The following is a 20822-nucleotide window of genomic DNA, read 5'->3' as shown; positions in this document are numbered from 1 at the left end:
CGACCGTGCCGATTTTATCACACCGTGCCGATTTTATCATCTAACACGTCTTTGCCCCATTTTGTGTTTCACACCATCCTAAAAAATTACTGTCATCCCCTTGAAAAAGGGGATCTCACTCAGCGCGTTTCGAAGCTGATTTACGTGACTTAGTCGAAGATTTTCAGTTACCTACATGCGGTAGGAGATCCTCACTTTCGTGAGGATGACGGCTACGTGGGACATGTTAAAAACGAGCGGACGTAGATTATTTTTGTCCAAAACAGAGTTAAGAAGCGAGCGAAGTAAGCTTCATCAGCGTCAATATATCCTTAGGTTAATTTGTAGTGAGCGCAGGGAAGATTATGCATCGACGAAACTTAATTGATGACGTTTGGTGAGTCTCGCTTTAAGAGGCTTTTACTTTTTTGAAGATTACGTAGGATATTACCACCTCTATAGAAAAAGCGCTCAACCAAGTTGAGCGCTCCAAAATCATATCAACAAAAGCCTATTCCACATCATTAAGCTGAATCACCAGCTTGCCGAAGTTTTTGCCTTCTAGCAGACCAATAAACGAATCCACTGTCTGATCCATCCCTTTCACTAGATGTTCTTTGTATTGCATCTTGCCTTCCATTAGCCACTGGCTCATTTGCGCGGCGAACTCATCATAGCGGTGAGCGTAGTCATCAAAAATAATAAAGCCTTGCATCTTAATACGTTTGATTAGCAAAGTTGCCACCAACGCCGACATGCGATCTGGCCCTTCTGGCAAACTGGTTGCGTTGTACTGGGAGATAAGTCCACATACTGGGATACGTGCGCCAGTGTTGAGAAGTGGCATTACGGCATCAAATACCTTGCCGCCGACGTTTTCAAAATAAACATCGATACCTTCGTCACACGCATTGGCTAGTTGAGCGGCAAAGTCATCTGCTTTGTGGTCAAGACAAACATCAAAACCCAATACCTCTACTGCGTGACGACATTTTTCTTCACCACCTGCAACGCCTACGACGTTACAGCCTTTCAGCTTCGCGATTTGACCTACGGTTGCGCCCACAGGTCCTGTTGCTGCGGCCACTACAACGGTATCACCCGCTTTTGGTGAGCCAATATCTAACAGACCCATGTAAGCGGTAAAGCCAGGCATACCCATGATGCCCAATGCGTATGAAGCGTTCATCGGAGTTTTACCTAGTTTAACTAGGCCTTCACCATTTGAGATCCCGTAGTCCTGCCAACCCGTGTAAGCAAGTACCCATTCGCCTTCTTCAAACTGAGCATGGTTAGATTGCTCTACACGACATACTGTCGCACCCACCATGACTTCATCAATCGCTACCGGTTCTGCGTATGACTCGCTATCGCTCATTCGGCCGCGCATGTAGGGATCTAATGAAAGGTAAATGGCCTTGAGTAACATTTCGCCTTCCTGAGGCAGTGGTATATCAACTTGCTCTAGACGAAAGTTTTCTTGTGTCGGTGCGCCGACAGGGCGAGAGGCTAAAACAATTCTTCTGTTGTTCTGTGACATAGGGATTCCCTTTTTGATATTAGACCAGTCGTCTAGTCGTCATTTCTAAAAAAACCTGCTTCCTGTTGCTTTAGCATAGACAGAATTTAAGCAGGTGTTTTTGTTTATCGCTTAAGCAGTGACTGTGTCGCTGCCAGAGCAAATTCGAGTTGTTGCGTATTTTGACTGAGCTTACTTACTAAGCTCGCTCCGAGCCATTGCTGATAAACAATACTCGCAGTGCTAAGGCTTTCTTGTTTAGCAATAGAGCCATCAGCAATACCTTGCTCAATGCAGTCAGCAATGCTGCTCACAATCTGCTGCGCACCTCGGTGCAGAGCTGAGCGCATTGGCTCTGACAAGTCTGAAACCTCAGCACTAAGCTTCACTACCAAGCACTTATGAGCATTGCAGCGACCATTTTCTACATCCAGCCAGCGTGCAAAATAGCTCATTAAACGCTCATAGCCACTTAGCTGGGTATCAGACAAAAAGTCGTTCAATCGCTCTAAGTAGCCTTCAAAATAATTGACTATCAATACTTCACCAAAGTGCTCCTTGGATTTGAAGTAGTGGTAAAACGAGCCTTTCGGCACATCCGCTGTCTTGAGAAGTTCAGACAATCCAACCGCCGTAAAGCCTTTTGATAAAATCAGTTCGTACCCGACATCCAAAATGTGTTGGCGGGTTTCATTGGTCTTTGCATTCATGGCAAGCATCATGACATACAATTAGACCAGTCGTCTAGTCTCTCTCAATCTCTGTTTTTATCATTAATTAACCAGCTAGCGGATAGCATCTTCCGCTAGCTTAATTTGAAATGGCACTTAGCTCACCTGACTGCGAATGGTTTCTACATCATGCTGATGCTGCTGCGCCTTTGCCTCCATACTTTGAAGTTCGGTAGCGATATTGTGACTATTTTCCAACAGTCGATTGGTATCGCGTGCCAAGTTGTCAATGTCTTGGATTGCCGTCGCTATCGACTCAGTTCTTGCGGTCGCATCGTGCATGTGCTTGCCAACGGTTTTAACTACATCAGCGATGGTGTCCATCTGTTCAAACAAGGCATTAACGCTGGTGCGAGAGTTATCGAGCGACTGCTGGGTGCTTTTCGCCAGATTGCGTACTTCATCAGCCACCACTGCGAAACCGCGACCGTACTCTCCTGCCCTCGCGGCTTCGATGCTGGCATTTAGAGCGAGCAAGTTGGTTTGTTCTGCAATCTTATCGATGATCGACAACACACTGCGTAGACTCTCAGCTTCTTTTTCCACGGAGCTAATATTTTGCTGCAAAGCAAAGACCTCACTCTCCAATGAGCGAACCGTGCCACTAAACTGATTGGTATCGGCAGACAACGCCGATGAATTATTACCAATATGATCAATGTAGCTGATTGAGTTTTGAGTAAGTTCACTGGATTTATGCGCGACGCTCATAGCTTCAATAGAGTCAGTCAATGAGCGGTCTTGAATACGCATCATCAGCTCATTTGAACGCAACTTAAGTTGTGAGAAGTAATTAGTATACGAGGCATAGTCAGCCACGAATTGACCATGAGCTTGCTCTAAACCTTCTCCACGTCGACTAAAGAAGATCGCGCTCAATGTCTCATTAATATTGACGCCAAAGAGCTCCCCAAAGGTAGAGAAACCCGCTACTGGTAGTTCGGAAAAATTACTGAGTTTATTAAGATCTTGGCTATTATTTAATCGCCTTAAGATACAATCAAACAAAATACCGCCAACCAATTTATCTTCATTGACCAACTGACGAACAAAATCTCTATCTGTCTGCTCTACAAATGGCGTCTTGCGCATTAAATGCAGTTCAGTCCCTAAAGGCGTGTCACAATAGAAATGCACTTTCCCTTCGGGAATATTAATACTTGCAACCGAGCGTACAAAATATTCACCTTTCACTTTCACCGCAAAGGTAAAATCCGTTAATCGTTGCTCTACTTGTTCTACGCTACAACGGAAATGGCTCGCTAGTTCATCGAGAAAGCTTTTAATTTCCATCGTTGATGGTGACAACACACCTTTGACATAACGAAGGGACGGATTAGCATCGCCAATAAGCCAAGATCGCCCTGCAGGCTCAAAATTTTGCGTTTTAAATAGCTGAAATTGATAAGCTGGATTGAGCTTGATAAAACACAACAGCGCATGTTGATGACGTACTGACGTGCCATCATGAAACGGCGCACTATCAAAGTTCAAACTTCCCGCTGAGGTACCGCCAACAAACGGGATTGGAAACTTACCCGATTGATAGACCGCTTCCATCAACCAGTTTTCACTGTTTGTTAAGCCATTGACGAGTGTCATAGAGAAACACTCTGTTGGATCTAGCGGAAAAGCTAGCCTTATGTTTTCCAACTGCTTTTCAATCTCGCAAACGCGACTTGAGGGCTGAACTTGGCTCACTCCACTTTGAATGTCATCACAAGGAAGCGGCACAGTGTGAGTATCAACATCACTGATGAGTTCTCGAGAGAAAACCTGCAACACCATGGTTTGCGTTTGACCCGTCGCAAGATAGAGATTGTCATGACTGGAAGAAAGCTCACCTGCTGTAGAGGTCAAGATCAATGGCCCATCGACTACCTTGCTAAGTATGCGATGAATATGATTGAGATCGTGGCCATGGGGGACAAACCCAATTCCCAACGCTGGCTTGCTTGTGTTAAACAGCAGCTCCGATGACTCAAACGTCGACAGCGAAGCCACATCAAGATTAATGACCTTTACCACGTCTTCATTCGTCGACTGACCAGTGTCTCTGTTTTTTTTCCTAAACTTGAACAACATTCCATTCCCTAAAAGACAGCATAAAAAATTGGCTTATGAATTATATTAATAATTTCAATATTAAGTGGACATATATATAAATCAAGCATTTTATAGAACAAGTGCTTTTACCGTATGGATTGATATGCTTACTACTAATAAACAGATCATTCTATATATGAGCCTTCTTATATAGTCTTTTTTATTTGCGACAGAATCCCTACCAAGTTTAATTACCGTACGATCGCCAGTGTAATATTTAATCAACTTTTAATTTTCAAGTGCCAATTGTTATAAAAAGTAAGTTATTAACACCAAGTTCATCACACTCATGTATGGGATAATATTTACCCATTCAGCAGAAGGGTTGCTTTTAGCCACCATGATTGGCATAGTCGCAAGGTAAAGGGACGATACCGCAAAGGATCAGATTATGATTACATTACTCAGTCGTTGGGCGCTCGTTGCGCTCGGCGTGATGGCATTGGCTGCATGTACGGAAGTTGGTAGCGAAGCATGGTGCCAAGATATGCAGGAAAAGCCGAAAGGCGACTGGACTGCAAACGAAGCTAGCGACTACGCGAAGCACTGCATTTTCAAATAGTACTTTGCGAGGTATATCAAACTAGCTGATTGATATACCTCACTTTTTACACTCATTAGTTTTAACTTTCTCGCATTTTTCTTTTCATAACTCGATCGCGCCTACATTTTTTAGTGCCAACGTTGGTTTGGCTAACCTTTTTGGCATCGATCGCTAAAACAGTCCGCTATGATGCTATAACATTAAACATTATGAACGTTATATCATAGAGGCTAGCTATGAAGCTCAACAATATAAGCATAAAAACCAAACTCCTATTTCTTGTCATACTCTCCGCATTGCTAATGCTTTCATTGGGCATTTTTAATGTTTACCTTCAGCAAAGCCAACAGCTTACTGAGCGCGAAAATAAACTTAAAGCTCAGGTAGATGCAGCCGTGTCCCTTGTTAATTACTACCGCAATCAGCCTATTCTCGGTCGAGAACAAGCAGAGACTGCCGCCACTCAAGCAATCAATGCAATGCGTTACGATAGCAGCAACTATTTTTGGGTTACTAATAGCCAAAACAAACTGCTATTACACCCCCTTAGAACCGAATCTATCGGCAATGATATGAGCAATGTCGTCGACGGTGCTGGCAAACAGCATTGGCGTGAAATGTCCTCGATTGCCAATACCCAAAGTGCGGGGTTCCTCGACTACACTTGGTTGTCTCCACAAGGCGAACTTAAAGACAAAATCTCTTATGTTGTGCATATTCCTGAATGGGACTGGATAGTAGGCTCCGGACTATTTGTCTCAGATATTAAAGAGGACTTCATCACGCAGGTGATCAAGCAAGTCGCCTTTACTTTGGGCTGTGTCTCAATACTGATGATTGCGAGCTATGTTATCGGCAACAACATCGTTAATCCAATACAGCGACTGTTAAGCGACCTTAAACGCATGGCAAATGGCGACCTAACGACAAATCTGTCTCAAAGGCGCACAGACGAAATTGGGCTATTAAGTCATGGTCTTAGTGACATGCAAAGTACCATACGTGACACCCTCTCAGCGGCTACACTCACCGCCAACACGGCGAGCCGACTCTCAGAAAGTATCGCATCAACGAGTGAAGAGACGGCGCAAAGCTTAGACTCACAAAATGCTCAGCTCGAACAGCTATCTACCGCTATGAATGAAATGTCGGCCACCATCAATGATGTCGCCAATAATGCAGAGCAGAGTGCAGAGAAAACGAGTGGCGCAGCCCAGCACGCAACCACCAGCAGCGCGAGCATGGATTCTACCCTTGAAGAAGTATCTGCTATATCCATCGCTATTGAAGAAAGCACACATTTGATGACCGCATTAAAGCTGGGTGTGGACAACATAGGTGATGTGGTGGAGGTCATTCAAGAAGTCTCCGAGCAAACCAACCTACTGGCACTCAACGCGGCTATTGAAGCCGCACGAGCAGGCGAGCAAGGTCGCGGGTTTGCCGTCGTTGCGGACGAAGTGCGCAGCTTGGCGAGTCGAACCCAGCAATCTACCAATCAAGTTCAAAGCACCATCAATGAGCTTCTAGAGAAAACCAGTGAAGTAGTAGGTGTGATGGAGCAAAACAACGCCAGTATTAGTGCTAGCGTGTCAGCAGCAAGCGATACCAAGACGACCCTAGAGTCGATGGTAGATGACCTCAATGGTGCGAATGACATGGTCGCTCAGATTGCCGCAGCCGCGGAGCAGCAAAGCATGGTCTCTAACGAAATGAGTGAAAATGTCACGACCATTCACTTATCGGCACGCGAAATCAATCAAGCCAGTAATCAGCTTGCTTCACAAACACAAGAAATGGCAGTTGCGGCTGAAGAGCTGAAACAACAACTGACCTATTTTAGACTCGCTTAACTCTTTCTGTGACCTTAATATCGAACAAGTTTGATGGATAGAAAAATGCCGACCTCTACAACTAGAGGTCGGCATCGTATCTCGCTACTTAAAGTACATTCGCCGTTTGGGAAACTTCCATAAGATAAACAGTCCCCAAAGGGTGAAAAACACCTCGGTAATCAAGTAGATCTGCATGGTATCGTTGGGCTGTGTTTCAGCGATAATGCCCATAGTACGCGTCACTGCCATCAAACCCGCTAGCAAAGTAGCCGAAATAACTGAGAGTTTTAGAGTCTCTTCCTTTAGTACCAAAAGCGCCAGAATGATGCCTATAGCCGCCATCATACCGCCATAGGTTGCTCTCACGTCAATAGCCGCTGAATAGGAAAACAGCGCACTGTCTGTCACCCTTTCAAACAAGGTACTCGGAGAAAGAGAAAACAGCACGCCATAGCCCAAAAACACCAGTGCCGTTATCCAAACCATCAATTTTGCTTGAAACATAAAGGTCCTGCGTATCGCGTGTCATAGCAAAAGTGTAAGTCAGAACCGTCACTTGTGACTAACTTTGACCACGGAATTAGAAGCGAAACCTCAAATTCTTAACTATGAAACTCCAACATACCTTCAGTTAGGATGAAATCGATGATCGTATCTAGACCTTTGCTCTCTTTGAGATTGGTAAATACAAATGGTTTGGTTGGTCGCATACGCTGCGTATCTTGTTCCATAACCTCCAATGACGCTCCAACATAGGGTGCCAGATCTATTTTGTTGATAACGAGCAAATCAGAACGTGTGATACCCGGACCACCTTTGCGCGGGATCTTCTCACCTTCTGCAACATCAATCACGTAGATAGTCAGATCGGCAAGCTCTGGACTGAAAGTCGCACTCAGGTTATCACCGCCGCTTTCAACAAACACCACATCAAGGTTTTTATGGCGTTTCGCTAACTCTTCAACCGCCGCCAAGTTCATGGATGCATCTTCACGAATCGCCGTATGTGGGCAGCCACCCGTCTCAACGCCTATGATGCGATCCGGTTCAAGCGCTTCTGCTCTAGTAAGGATCTTTGCATCCTCCTGAGTATAAATATCGTTCGTCACAACCGCGATATGGAGCTTGTCTCGAATCGCTTTACACAACACCTCAAGCAATGCTGTTTTGCCTGATCCTACTGGACCACCAATTCCAATTCGCAGTGGTTGTTTATAACTGTCCGTTGCATTTGTCATGATTCTATTTCTTCCTTTGTTTTATCACTCTTAGCTTGTTAACTTTTGAACAGACAACTCATCATTCGCTGCCTCTCATTAAGCTAAGAGCGAAATAATCTTGTGTACTGTGTTTCGTGAAGGCTACTGGCTATGGACACTGAAGGGGTGAAACTGCCAATCATCCAATCTTCCGTTTGTTGCTCTATCTTTAGTGCTTTTGAAAACTGATCCGAGAGATGGATCAATGCCAGCTGCCCATCGGTTTGCCCAAGCGGTACCAGCTTTACACCAGCCATCACCAAGTTCTCTGCCCAGCTCCACAGGTACCCCTTCTTTAGCTCGTTGACATCAATGTGCCAATGCACCGCTGCCACACATAAACCAAGTAGCTGGTTGGGTAAATAGTCATCAAGTTCGATACCATCAACTCGAATATCCAAACGTCCTAATAGAGTGTTCAGCGCAAGACCACGCTGTTTCTCTTCTGCGCGCAGCTCTTTCGTTTCTCGGCTACTAAAAAGCCGCTCACAAAGATCGTGTATTGTCGCTGTGTCACACGCTTGAATCGCTCGATACAATCGGTCAATAATCGGCAGCTCCAACGTGGCGACACTGCTAAACAGCATGTTCGCTAGCCACTCTTCCATCGAAGCGCGGTTTTTCACCCACCCTGCCTCAACCGCCCATTCAAGCCCTTGAGAGTATGTAAAACCACCAATAGGGAGAGAAGGGCTAATCAGTTGAAACAGCCGATAGCTAGACACATCATCGTTGATACTGGGCTCTAGAGCGCTATCAAGAGCGGTATTGACTCGTGATGCCATAGGCTAAGCTGCCAGTAAAAACAGTGAGCTTGCTGCGGCAACACCAACTGACATCCAGCGAGATGCTACTCTGCTACCAATTTGTGTGCCCAGAACCATTAATGCCGAAGCGCCAACAGCCATACCCATCGAGAATTGACCTAACAAGCCTTCAGCTTCAACGCCGTGTGCGTAACCATGGAAGAACATCATTCCGATGCAAAGTCCAACCGCGAGTTTTACCATTTTCTGTGACGCGCTAAATACATGCCAAATAGCAGCACTGACGACAAATAGAGACGCGACGATCGCGGTTTCAACACCACTTACAAGGCCAAACGTGCTGCCGACCAGTAGCCCCAACATTAATGTTCCAAGTGCACCAGCGACCAAACCGGCCTTCTGAGCTTTAGTCGCGCTCAGACAACCAACAAGTAGGCCAAAAGCAAGCAACATAATGAGATGGTCAACACCGGTCACGGGATGAAGTAGACCACTGGTGAACGCCGTAGATTCATGGCCTGGATGCGCCATAGCTGTCATAGGCGCCAATACAAGAGAGCTAAGTGTTGCGAGTTTGAGGAATGTTGTTTTCATTGAAATTTCCTTTTCATTTTGTTTTTTTAATAATTAGACGGTTTGATGTCGTCTTATATTTGCTGCAGCGAATTAATGGTGATGGTGATGACCGCCACTCTTGCCACCATAAGCACCGCCTTCAGGCTCAAAAGGCGCCATTTCTGAAGTGACTGTTGCACCGAGTCCTTCAACCATCTCATCCAATACATGATCGTGCTGATAGCGAACCCAGCCGAACTCGACTTGAAGGGGGACATGACGGTTACCTAGGTGATAGGCGACGCGCGTTAAAAGGTGCAGATCACTGCAATAAACGGATGACACTTGCTCCGGCGCAGCTTTCACCTCAATGACCAATCCACATTTACTTTTGAGCTGCTCTCCGCCTCGTAAAATGTGGCCTCTAGGAAGAAACAGCCCGGCATCGCGGCCATCATCAAGCATGACCTTGAGGCGGCTCTTAATACGACTGTCGATCGGCAGACTTAAAAATGCGTGAGGCTGTGGCGCTAACTCTTGGGTTATTTCTATTAATTCAATCACTATTGTTGTCCTCTAAAACTGTCTATACCTTTACTAAAACAAGAAGTAGCGCTGAGCCATTGGCAGTACTTCTGCTGGCTCACACACCAGCAACTCACCGTCCGCGCGGACTTGATAAGTTTGAGAGTCCACCTCAATGTTGGGTTGCCAATCATTGAGCTTCATATCCGCCTTACTAATGGTTCGACACTGCTTGGCGACACCAATCAAACTGCCCAAACCAAGCTGAGAAGCGATACCAGCGTCCGCGGCAGCTTGGGATACGAACAGCATTGATGTGTTTTGCGATGCCTTACCATAGCTGCCAAACATGGAACGATAATGGACTGGCTGTGGTGTTGGGATCGATGCATTGGGATCGCCCATAGGCGCCATCGCGATCATGCCACCTTTCAGCACTACGCTTGGTTTTACGCCAAAGAAGGCCGGTTTCCATAGAACTAAATCAGCGAGCTTCCCAACTTCAATCGAGCCAATCTCATGTGCCATGCCGTGAGTAATCGCAGGGTTAATGGTGTACTTGGCGACATAGCGCTTGAGGCGGAAGTTATCGCTGTAGCTTGAATCCTGCTTGAGACTACCGCGCTGTACTTTCATCTTGTGAGCAGTTTGCCAAGTACGAGTAATGACCTCACCAACACGTCCCATCGCTTGCGAGTCAGACGCAATCATGGAAAACGCGCCTAGGTCATGAAGGATGTCTTCTGCGGCGATGGTTTCGCGGCGAATACGGGATTCTGCAAACGCCACATCTTCTGCAATCGATGGTGATAAGTGGTGACACACCATCAACATGTCGAGATGTTCATCAACTGTGTTGACCGTGTATGGCCGCGTTGGGTTAGTTGAGGATGGCAGCACATTGGATTCACCAGCAGCTTTGATAATATCTGGAGCGTGGCCCCCACCCGCACCTTCCGTGTGGTAGGTGTGAATGACTCGGTCGCCTATAGCGCCCAGTGTCGATTCCACAAAACCAGATTCGTTAAGCGTATCGGTATGAATGGCAACCTGCACATCCATTTCATCGGCAACGGTTAAACAGGTATCAATGGAAGCCGGCGTTGTGCCCCAGTCTTCATGGAGTTTGAGACCTACTGCCCCAGCCGTTACCTGTTCACGCAAAGCCTCGGGTTGGCTAGCATTACCTTTACCAAGCAAACCAAAATTCATTGGAAATTGATCCAAAGACTCAAGCATGCGGTGCATGTTCCATGGACCCGGCGTACAGGTTGTCGCATTGGTGCCCGTATTTGGCCCCGTACCACCACCAATCATCGTGGTGACGCCAGATGCCAACGCTTCTTCAATTTGTTGAGGGCAAATAAAGTGAATATGGGAGTCAATGCCGCCAGCGGTCAAAATTGAACCTTCACCCGCGAGGACTTCGGTACCGGGACCTACGATGATATCAACACCAGGTTGAATGTCCGGGTTTCCCGCTTTGCCTAGCGCTTGAATACGGCCATTTTTTACTGCAACGTCGGCTTTGATAATGCCCCAGTAATCAAGAATCAATGCGTTGGTAATAACAAGGTCTGGTGTTTCCGCGCTTGGGCGCTGACTTTGTCCCATCCCATCACGAATGACCTTACCACCACCAAATTTAACTTCGTCACCATAGACGGTGAGATCTTTCTCAACTTCTAACCAAAGTTCTGTGTCAGCTAAGCGGACTCGATCCCCTACTGTGGGACCAAACATCTCGGCGTATGCCTGTCTGGATATCTTCGCCATTATTCTTCCTTGTTGTTTTTAGATTGGCGTTTTGTTTGCAAAGCGACATTAACTAGCGCAATGCTTGCCTAACGTCAGTATCAGACGTTAAAGCGTTCCCATAACTTTGCCTTGAAAACCGTAGACTTCGCGTTTACCTGCAAATGCCACCAACTCAACCGTGCGAGACTGCCCTGGTTCAAAACGTGTTGCAGTACCTGCAGGAATGTTGAGACGAAAACCGCGAGTGAGTTCTCGGTCAAAGCTTAAGGCGTTATTCACCTCGAAGAAGTGGTAATGAGAGCCAATTTGCACTGGGCGATCACCGAGATTTTCTACCCTCACAGACACCGTTTCTCTGCCAACATTGAGTTCAATGTCGCCTTTGGCGGTTTCTACCTGTCCTGGCACAAAGCCTGTGTATTGTTTTGATGAACCTGCCATGTCACCTCCTAATTCAGCTAAACGAGTTTGTTAAACACTAGTTCTAAGGAAAAGTCTTAAACAATAGGTTCATGGACAGTCACCAATTTGGTGCCGTCTGGAAAGGTGGCTTCAACTTGAACGTCGGGGATCATTGAGGGTACGCCCTCCATGACATCTTCGGTGGTAAGTAATGTGCGGCCAAAATCCATGAGTTCCGAAACGGTCTTGCCTTCTCTAGCGCCCTCTAAAATGGCACTAGAGATCAAAGCAACGGATTCTGGGTAATTAAGTTTTAAGCCTTTGTCTTTGCGCTGCTTAGCGAGCATGCCAGCGCAAAAGATCAGAAGTTTGTCCTTCTCTCTTGGGGTCAATTCCATTGATAAGCCTTATTATCGATTCTATTTGTTGGTTCAGGTTGCCCAAATCCTAGGTGGGTAAGGACATTCGCCCGTCCAATGCTCTCTCGCCGCCTGCCAAACCTGTTGGAAGCAATCTAAGATCACTTCGCTCCAGTTACCTAACGCACGAATTACAAGCAAATTTTCTAACTGGCTCGCAGCGATAACCACTGCACCTTTTTTGTTGTCTTGCTGCATGTTAATGAGCAAGCTCTGTACCAACTGGCTAAAATCTTCGTCATCAATTGAAATATACAATGTCCCCATCATTTGATAGCCAAGAAGACCTTTATTTTTCAGGAGGTTATCTTCACCTCTAACATTCAAGCCTTCTGTCAACAGTCGCTTTCCATCAAGGTAAATCTCTGTTTTCCCTACCAAATGCCCAGAGCTAAATCCCTCATTTAGTGCAGGACGACCAAAACAGTGCATCTCCCAGCCCAAAAATTGTGCACCGGTTTCTAAATGCACCTCCGTATCCATACGCACATGAGCATCTGGGAAAAAGATGTTCTCTTGAGGTAGCCACTCAAGCCGAGAGCCCTTTTCAACCTTAAGGATCTGACGCTGTTTGGCGTATTTAGTCTCTGAGCGATAAAACTTGGTGGCACCAGGCGTCGTTATGAGTACCTGCGCTTCGCGCTCTGCTATCGCCTTGATCTGTAATGTATCACCGCCAACGACGCCACCCGGAGGATGGAGTAGATAGGTATGACATGGATTCCCCTCGGGATAGAGCGGCCGCTGAATGGCGAGCGGCCCTTTTTGTGAACGGTGCTTAAGCACCGTTTTATCACCTCGGTTAATAAAGCCAAGATCGAGTGTCGCTTTCCAGCCAAATTCCGTTTGTGCATCAATGACCTGTCCAAGGCCTAGATGTGGCTCAACATATGTTTGTGCAGCTGCCGTCATACCGTCAAATACTCCTTAATGAGTCCATCATTCAGTGCCGACATTTCCCCTTCAGCGACTTGGCGACCTCGGTCGAGAATGCAGAATTGATCACCCACTTTTCTTGCAAATGGTAGCTTCTGCTCCACCAACAACACCGTCAGACCCAACTTCTCATTGAGCATTCGGATGATGTCACCGATTTCCTGAACAATGTTTGGCTGAATGCCTTCTGTTGGCTCATCTAGGATCAACAGTTTAGGATTGACCACCAGCGCCCGACCAATCGCCAGTTGCTGCTGCTGACCTCCAGATAAATCACCACCACGGCGATGAAGCATCTCTTTTAGCACTGGGAACAAGTCGAAAATGAACTCTGGGATCTTACGATCGCCCTTAGCTCGAATCGGAAGTCCCACTTCTAGATTCTCTTGTACCGTTAGCATTGGAAAAATCTGCCTACCTTGAGGCACATAGCCGATGCCCATTCTTGGACGAGACTCAGCATCGTGGTTCAACAATGACTCGCCATGGAGCTGAATGTCGCCGCTCTTAACTTTGACCAAACCCATAATGCACTGAAGTAGCGTGGTTTTACCGACACCATTACGTCCCATGAGCACGGTACATTTTCCTTCAGGGATCGACATATCAAGGTCCCACAAGGTGTGGCTTTCACCATAAAACTGATTGAGTGATTGAATCTGTAACATGCTATTCCCCTAGATAAACCTGTTTAACTTCTGGATGTGACTGAACTTGATCCATGGTTCCCTCGGCCAATACATGACCTTGGTGTAACACGGTCACATGGCTTGCAATGGAACGTACAAAGTCCATGTCGTGCTCAACCACCACCACGGAATGCTTACCGGCAAGCGAGTTCAACAGCTCTGAGGTTCTGTCCATTTCTTGGTGCGTCATCCCTGCCACTGGCTCATCGACCAGTAGCAGCTTAGGGTTTTGCATCAGTAGCATGCCGATCTCTAGCCACTGCTTTTGTCCATGAGAAAGATTCCCTGCATTTAGAGCGGCATTGTCTTTTAAGTGGATAAGCTCAAGTACCGATTCCAACTTGTCTTGCTGCTCGCCAGACAAAGACGCGGTGTAAGTTCCCCACACACCACGAACGCCCGACATGGCAAGCTCTAAGTTCTGCCAAACGGTTAGACATTCAATCACCGTCGGCTTTTGAAACTTACGCCCCACCCCTGCGTTGGCAATTTCAGACTCATTCATCTTGAGCAAGTTAATGTTTGAGCCAAGCCAAACCTCGCCTGTGTCGGGTTTGGTTTTGCCAGTAATGATATCCATCATGGTGGTTTTGCCTGCGCCATTAGGCCCGATGATGCAGCGCAGCTCCCCTTCCTTGATATAGAGGTTCAAATCATTGATGGCTTTAAAGCCATCAAAGCTTTTATTCACGCCTTCAACATACAAAAGAATATTGTGGCGAGTATCGACAAGAGGATGTTGGTCAGGCTTTAGAAATGAGAACACCTCATCGCGTTTGGTGATCTCTTGTACCGAGCTCTTTAGCTGCTTAGCTCTGTGTAACGTCGTCATACTGTTACCTCCTTGTCAGACTCCTGAACGGGCGAAGATCGCTTCTTCATTAAAGCTAATTTGTCTGAAATAAAACCAATCAAGCCTTTCGGGAAGTACATGGTCGACAAAACAAACAGCCCACCGAGGGCAAATAGCCACACTTCAGGAAACTCAACCGTAAACCAGCTCTTGGCGTAGTTGATAACCAGCGCACCGACAATCGCCCCAAACAAAGTGGCTCGACCGCCAAGCGCCACCCACACGACGATTTCAATTGAGTTGAGTGGAGCAAATTCTCCGGGGTTAATGATGCCAACTTGGGGAACATAAAGCGCACCTGCGATACCAGCGATGACCGCTGACAAGACGAATATCCATAGCTTGATGCCATCGACGTCATAACCCATGAAGCGCGTTCTTGATTCCGTATCACGGATTGCCATAGATACTCGACCAAGACGACTACTGATAACGGTTCGACAAACAATATAACTAACAACGAGTGTAATCCCCGTCACCACAAATAGAGCAATTTTGGTGGAATCTTGCTGCAAGCTATAGCCAAGGATGTCTTTGAAATCGGTCAGGCCATTATTGCCGCCGAAACCCATTTCATTGCGGAAAAACGCCAGCATCAAAGCATAGGTCAGAGCCTGAGTCATGATGGAGAGATAAACACCAGAAACACGAGAGCGGAACGCCAGATAACCGAACACGTATGCCAATGCGCCAGGTACAAGCACTACCATTAGGCAAGCAAACCAAAACTGGTCAAAGCCGTGCCAAAACCAAGGAAGTTCCTGCCAATTTAGGAACACCATAAAATCAGGCAGAATCGGGTTGCCATACACACCCCTATCCCCAATTTGACGCATCAAATACATACCCATGGCATAACCGCCAAGCGCAAAAAACGCGCCATGCCCTAAACTGAGGATCCCGAGATAACCCCAAACTAGATCGACGGCCAAAGCAAGCATGGCATAACTTAGATACTTGCCCATCAGTGAAATAGTAAATGTCTCAACGTGAAGCGGATGACCCGATGGCAATAGGGTGTTCGCTAACGGAATCAAAATAACAGCGGCTAAGATCGCTAGGACTGTAAACTGTCCACCTTTGTCACCACGCATTGCCGCAAGGACAAACGACTTAGATGCAGCACCTGCCGGATGTTCAGAAGATCGAATTGTTGATTGCATACGTTTTCCTTAACCTTCTGCTGCACGACCACGCTGTGGGAAGAGTCCACGAGGGCGTTTTTGAATAAACAAAATGATGAACACTAGCACCAAAATCTTGGCAAGAACGGCACCTGCCCATGGCTCAAGGATCTTGTTAAATAGACCTAGGCTTAGTCCCGCAACTAAGGTTCCCCATAGATTTCCAACACCACCAAACACCACCACCATAAATGAGTCGATGATGTAGGCTTGTCCCATATTAGGCCCTACGTTAGTAAGCTGAGATAACGCCACACCGGCGACACCCGCAACACCCGAGCCCAGTCCAAACGTCATCGCATCGACACGCTCAGAACGAATGCCCATCGCTCGTGCCATCGCTCTGTTTTGAGACACCGCGCGAACCTGAAGACCGAGGGGTGTTTTCTTTAACACCATGACCAAGCCAACAAACACCATGATGCAGAATAGAATGATGTATAAGCGGTTATAGGTCAGTGACAGCATTGGGTTGATATTCAAAGCACCTGACATCCAATCCGGCGTGCTCACAGAACGGTTAAGAGGAGAGAAAATAGAGCGAACCGCTTGCTGCAAGATCAAGCTGATACCAAATGTTGCTAATAAGGTTTCTAGAGGACGACCATAGAGATGACGGATGACACTTCGCTCTATCGCAATGCCAACCAAGCCAGAGACCATAAACGCCATCGGAATGGATAAGATAAGCGCCATACCGATATTGTTTGGCATAAGCTGCTGCATCACATAAGTGGTGTACGCGCCAATCATAATCAGCTCGCCGTGAGCCATGTTGATAACGCCCATCACGCCAAAGGTAATGGCAAGACCGATGCCTGCTAGAACGAGGACTGAACCTAGACTCAAACCAAAAAAGACGGTTTCGACGCCCGAGTAAAACTTCTGGCTCTGCTGATAGTTGTCAAGCGCTCGCTCGGCAGCAGCAACGACTCGCTCATCTTTTTCTTTGCCGATAACTTGGTTTAAGGTCTGTAACACGGCAGATTGCTTGTAACCAGATAGGGTCTCTATCGCGGTGATTTTGTCTGCGCTCGTGTCCCCTGTTAGTGATTGGTCAACCGCCAACGCCAAGTTAAGAATGTTGAGCACATCGGCATCTTGCTCAATCTCTTTTCTTTGCTGCAGTTTTGCCATGACGGCATCATCCGTTTTGCCTAAAAAGGCAGTGACCGCGCTTAAACGAATAGAAGGCTCGGTGTTCGACAAACCAAGCGATGCGATCTCTAGGCGAATCATGCCGCGTAATTTGTTGTTTACCCGAACTTTCTTAAACTGACGAGAAGATTCGATGACAAACGTCGTGTCATCCCAAGCGCTTTTTGCAGTGGGAGACTTTTTGATGTTGTCTGAAATGTACAAAGCCTGAAACTGCTCACTCTTTTTGTCTTTGACATAATAGAGATCACCTTCAAGCCAAGCGGTTAATACCGATTTTGCGACTGTTGAAGATTCATTCTCAACAATCCAAGTCATCGCTGACTCTTTTAGAGGGTTGTTTTTTCCTATGAGTGCTTGGGCAAACGTCTCCCTGTCACTTACGCTAGCCAACGCGAAGTGCGTACTCAAAACAAAGAACACCACGACTTTCAATATCTGAATTATGGTTTTCATGAAATGCGTCCTTTTGGCTGCCAGAGCCTGACGTGAACTCCAGCAGAAATAAAAAGGCGCCTCAGCCCTTTGAGGAAGGAACGGGAGAGGCACCGAATGACGAGGATTTATTGTGCGCTACCTGAACACTTGCCTGTCTCTACGTTAAACGCGCCACATGAGAATGGCTTCGCCCAGCTTGAGTAAAGCTTGGCTGATTCAGGTAGGTAGTTAGACCAAGCATCACCCGCGACTAGACCTGTGGTCTCCCAAACAACGTCAAACTGACCGTCATCTTGGATTTCACCGATAAGTACAGGTTTAGTAATGTGGTGGTTAGGTAGCATGGTTGAGTAGCCACCTGATAGGTTTGGTACCGACACACCGATCAATGCGTCTTGTACTTTTTCAGCGTCTGTCGAGCCTGCGTTCGTCACCGCTTGTGTCCACATATTGAAGCCAATGTAGTGTGCTTCCATCGGATCGTTAGTGACACGTTTTTCGCTAGCAATAAACTTCTGCCAGGTTTCAACGAATTCTTCATTCGCATCGGTATCCACACTCATGAAGTAGTTCCATGCAGCTAAGTGACCCACCAATGCAGACGTATCCATCCCTGAGAGCTCTTCTTCACCAACTGAGAATGCCACAACCGGGATGTCTTCAGATGAGACGCCTTGCGCGCCCAATTCTTTGTAAAATGGTACGTTTGCGTCACCGTTGATGGTTGAAACAACGGCGGTTTTCTTACCTTCTGAGCCAAATTTCTTGATGTCAGAAACAATCGACTGCCAGTCAGAATGACCAAACGGCGTATAGCTAATCATGATGTCTGATTCACTCACCCCTTTTGACTTCAGGTAAGATTCTAGGATCTTGTTAGTCGTGCGTGGATAAACGTAATCCGTACCAGCCAACACCCAACGCTCTACTTCCAATTCATCCATTAGGTAGTCAACCGCAGGAACGGCTTGTTGGTTTGGCGCAGCGCCAGTGTAGAACACGTTTTTAGATGACTCTTCACCCTCATACTGCACTGGGTAGAAAAGAATACTGTTTAACTCTTCAAACACAGGAAGCATCGATTTTCGAGATACCGACGTCCAACCACCGAATACCACGTCAACCTTCTCTTTCTCAATCAGCTCACGTGCTTTCTCGGCAAATAGAGGCCAGTTTGATGCCGGGTCTACCACAACGGCTTCAAGCTTTTTGCCCAATAGGCCGCCTTTCTTATTTTGCTCTTCCACCAACATCAAAATGGTGTCTTTCAGTGTCGTTTCACTGATTGCCATCGTACCTGACAGCGAGTGTAGAACGCCGACTTTGATCGTTTCCTCTTCAGCCATCGCCATGCCAGATGCAAAAGCCAGTGACGCGCCCATCGCTGCAAGCTTTAATTTGAACGTCATGTTCATGTTGGATATCTCCTTGTAATGAATAGTTATTCAAAACTATTACTTCAAGAAGAGTGCCAATTTGGACAATATTGTTAATAACGACATAACACACTGAAAATAATGAAATTTTATTTTTGGTGCACAACTTGGATGCTGTTAGTTCAATTTGGTGCGCTGCATCTTGGTGCAATTACAGTTCAAATTTCACCAGATTAGAGAAATCACTCGCATAAGCACCAATTTAATGCAATCAAGTTAATAACTTGGCATTCTCACGAGCACAAGATGCAGAGCATTTTGCGAGGTAACTCTCACTACCAAAAGCGTAATTCGTTGCATATCGTGATCAAAATCAGTAGCTTGAAAAATAGGCAACTAGGGAGAATGCTATGGAACCACCGTCGTATCGCCACTTCATTAAGAACGTCCTATTACTGGGGATTCCGATCTCACTGCAAAGCTTGTTGATGAGTAGTTTAGGCTTTGTCGACAGCTTGATGATCAGTCAGTTAGGCACAGAAGAAGTCGCAGCGGCGGGCATTGGTGCTCGCATATTTTGGGTTTCAATCGTCTTAGTATGGGGATTAGGCTCGGGTATGGGGATCTTGTTAGCCCAATATTGGGGGGCAAACGACGAACAAGGCCTAAAACGATATCTCGCGCTGGGGGCAGGGGTAACTCAAGGACTTGCCTTTTTCTGTTTCGCGTTATGCTTCTTCATGCCGACTTTATTGCCAAGCTTATTTAACCCCAGCGAAAACGTACTGGCACTCGCCAGTGACTACGTGCAATTACTTGGTATTGCCATGTTCCTTTCTGGATTTGGTATCGCCGCCGATACAGCGTTGCGCTCTATCGGTCAGACCCGCATAAACCTCTACGTATCCATATTGGAAGTGGCTCTCAATGTGACCTTAAATTATCTCCTTATCTTTGGTCACTTCGGTTTACCTGCGATGGGACTCATTGGTGCAGGGGTCGGTAGCGTTATTGCTCGCTCAGTACGGTTAATCGTGGTGTTGGTAATCATCTATCGTTATTTTCCAGTGTTGGCATTGCGTTGGCAAAATGTGGTCGAGGCCTGTGAGCGCAACATGGTGAGTAAATTTGTCACCATCACATATCCAGTCATGGTGGGTACAGTGATTTGGTGTGCTGGGATCTTCACATTCAATATTATCCTTGGCCGAATGGGGCAAACTGAACTCGCGACATTAGCAGTAATCACGCCACTCGAATCCGTTGGCCTTGCCTTTGGTCTAGGTCTATCCAATGCCACCGGAATCATTATAGGCAACAGTTTAGGCGCAAATCAGTTTAAGCAAAGCGCGCAATATTCTCGATGGGCACTGCAATCAGCGGTTGTCGTCGGTGCTCTACTTGGCGGGGTTCTATTGATAGCGCAAAGCGCCATTTTATCGCTCTATGGAGCGCTGTCTGATGACGTCACACAGCTCATGATCATGAGTTTCCCTGTTATGGCACTCAGTATCATGTTGCGCACCATCAATATCACCTTAATCGTTGGAGTATTGAGAAGTGGTGGCGACAGTAAGTTCTGCATGAACATGGACTTTGTTTGCCAGTGGATGTGGGCAGTGCCTGTGACCGCTATGGGTGCTATCGTGTTTGAATTGCCTTTTACTACTGTACTGCTCTTGATGACATCAGAAGAAATTATCAAGGTGTTACCAGCAGTGTGGCGAGTCTACAGTGATAAGTGGGTGAACAATTTAACAGAAAACACAGGGCGCTCGGCAGCCTAGCC

General features: G+C 46.6%; 20 protein-coding genes. 3 read left to right on the top strand and 17 right to left on the bottom strand.

Annotation, left to right across the window (positions count from 1 at the left end):
- Positions 1-490 precede the first annotated feature (490 nt).
- From curA to ACJB0T_RS04110, 3 genes are all read right to left on the bottom strand, one after another.
- Entirely contained in the window at positions 491-1519 is a 1029-nt protein-coding gene (curA, locus tag ACJB0T_RS04120) for an NADPH-dependent curcumin/dihydrocurcumin reductase (protein WP_479293893.1), read from the bottom strand.
- 104 nt (positions 1520-1623) lie between these two features.
- A complete protein-coding gene (locus ACJB0T_RS04115) occupies positions 1624-2208 on the bottom strand; it encodes a TetR/AcrR family transcriptional regulator (RefSeq protein WP_479293895.1) in 585 nt (194 codons plus the stop codon).
- A 117-nt stretch (positions 2209-2325) separates the two neighbouring features.
- Positions 2326-4314: a methyl-accepting chemotaxis protein gene (locus tag ACJB0T_RS04110; RefSeq protein ID WP_479293897.1), complete on the bottom strand. Its 1989-nt coding sequence runs from the start codon at positions 4312-4314 to the stop codon at positions 2326-2328.
- Positions 4315-4771: 457 nt separating this feature from the next.
- Here ACJB0T_RS04110 and ACJB0T_RS04105 point away from each other — a divergent pair, with 457 nt between their 5' ends.
- Together ACJB0T_RS04105 and ACJB0T_RS04100 are read left to right on the top strand one after the other, a co-directional pair.
- Positions 4772-4897 carry a DUF3012 domain-containing protein gene (locus tag ACJB0T_RS04105; RefSeq protein WP_081941396.1) on the top strand — a complete coding sequence of 42 codons (126 nt, stop codon included), beginning with the start codon at positions 4772-4774 and terminating at the stop codon, positions 4895-4897.
- Between the two features lie 218 nt (positions 4898-5115).
- A complete protein-coding gene (locus ACJB0T_RS04100) occupies positions 5116-6732 on the top strand; it encodes a methyl-accepting chemotaxis protein (RefSeq protein WP_479293899.1) in 1617 nt (538 codons plus the stop codon).
- Between the two features lie 84 nt (positions 6733-6816).
- Here the strand turns inward: ACJB0T_RS04100 and ACJB0T_RS04095 are convergent, their stop codons facing one another.
- The 14 genes from ACJB0T_RS04095 to urtA form a co-directional block, all read right to left on the bottom strand.
- Positions 6817-7218, bottom strand: a complete 402-nt coding sequence (locus ACJB0T_RS04095; protein ID WP_479293901.1) for a DUF4345 family protein — start codon at positions 7216-7218, stop codon at positions 6817-6819.
- 98 nt (positions 7219-7316) lie between these two features.
- Positions 7317-7952 (bottom strand): urease accessory protein UreG, encoded by a 636-nt coding sequence (ureG, locus tag ACJB0T_RS04090; protein WP_479293903.1) that lies wholly within the window; start codon positions 7950-7952, stop codon positions 7317-7319.
- An 83-nt stretch (positions 7953-8035) separates the two neighbouring features.
- Entirely contained in the window at positions 8036-8758 is a 723-nt protein-coding gene (locus tag ACJB0T_RS04085; protein WP_479293905.1) for an urease accessory protein UreF, read from the bottom strand.
- Positions 8759-8761: 3 nt separating this feature from the next.
- Positions 8762-9334 (bottom strand): HupE/UreJ family protein, encoded by a 573-nt coding sequence (locus tag ACJB0T_RS04080; RefSeq protein WP_479293907.1) that lies wholly within the window; start codon positions 9332-9334, stop codon positions 8762-8764.
- Positions 9335-9406: 72 nt separating this feature from the next.
- The gene (ureE, locus tag ACJB0T_RS04075) at positions 9407-9859 is read right to left on the bottom strand and encodes an urease accessory protein UreE (protein WP_479293909.1); all 453 of its coding nucleotides are present in this window, start codon (positions 9857-9859) and stop codon (positions 9407-9409) included.
- Between the two features lie 33 nt (positions 9860-9892).
- Positions 9893-11596, bottom strand: coding sequence for an urease subunit alpha (gene ureC / locus ACJB0T_RS04070; protein WP_479293911.1), 1704 nt, complete (start codon positions 11594-11596; stop codon positions 9893-9895).
- 87 nt (positions 11597-11683) lie between these two features.
- Complete coding sequence (locus ACJB0T_RS04065) at positions 11684-12019, bottom strand: urease subunit beta (protein ID WP_479293912.1); 336 nt, start codon at positions 12017-12019, stop codon at positions 11684-11686.
- Positions 12020-12075: 56 nt separating this feature from the next.
- Positions 12076-12378, bottom strand: coding sequence for an urease subunit gamma (ureA, locus tag ACJB0T_RS04060; protein ID WP_042495301.1), 303 nt, complete (start codon positions 12376-12378; stop codon positions 12076-12078).
- Positions 12379-12411: 33 nt separating this feature from the next.
- On the bottom strand, positions 12412-13311 hold the full coding sequence (locus ACJB0T_RS04055) for an urease accessory protein UreD (protein ID WP_479293916.1): 900 nt from the start codon (positions 13309-13311) through the stop codon (positions 12412-12414).
- Positions 13308-14003, bottom strand: a complete 696-nt coding sequence (urtE, locus tag ACJB0T_RS04050) for an urea ABC transporter ATP-binding subunit UrtE (protein WP_479293918.1) — start codon at positions 14001-14003, stop codon at positions 13308-13310. Before urtE ends, ACJB0T_RS04055 begins: the two co-directional genes overlap by 4 nt.
- 1 nt (position 14004) lies before the next feature.
- The gene (gene urtD / locus ACJB0T_RS04045; RefSeq protein WP_479293921.1) at positions 14005-14856 is read right to left on the bottom strand and encodes an urea ABC transporter ATP-binding protein UrtD; all 852 of its coding nucleotides are present in this window, start codon (positions 14854-14856) and stop codon (positions 14005-14007) included.
- On the bottom strand, positions 14853-16040 hold the full coding sequence (urtC, locus tag ACJB0T_RS04040; protein ID WP_479293922.1) for an urea ABC transporter permease subunit UrtC: 1188 nt from the start codon (positions 16038-16040) through the stop codon (positions 14853-14855). The genes urtD and urtC overlap by 4 nt, the downstream gene beginning before the upstream one ends.
- A 9-nt stretch (positions 16041-16049) precedes the next feature.
- Positions 16050-17675: an urea ABC transporter permease subunit UrtB gene (urtB, locus tag ACJB0T_RS04035; protein ID WP_479293924.1), complete on the bottom strand. Its 1626-nt coding sequence runs from the start codon at positions 17673-17675 to the stop codon at positions 16050-16052.
- A 107-nt stretch (positions 17676-17782) separates the two neighbouring features.
- On the bottom strand, positions 17783-19072 hold the full coding sequence (gene urtA, locus ACJB0T_RS04030) for an urea ABC transporter substrate-binding protein (RefSeq protein WP_479293925.1): 1290 nt from the start codon (positions 19070-19072) through the stop codon (positions 17783-17785).
- 371 nt (positions 19073-19443) lie between these two features.
- Here urtA and ACJB0T_RS04025 point away from each other — a divergent pair, with 371 nt between their 5' ends.
- On the top strand, positions 19444-20820 hold the full coding sequence (locus ACJB0T_RS04025) for an MATE family efflux transporter (RefSeq protein ID WP_479293927.1): 1377 nt from the start codon (positions 19444-19446) through the stop codon (positions 20818-20820).
- Positions 20821-20822 lie beyond the last annotated feature (2 nt).

The sequence above is a fragment of the Vibrio sp. CB1-5 genome (assembly GCF_059412285.1).
This window is presented reverse-complemented; position numbering and strand designations above follow the sequence as displayed.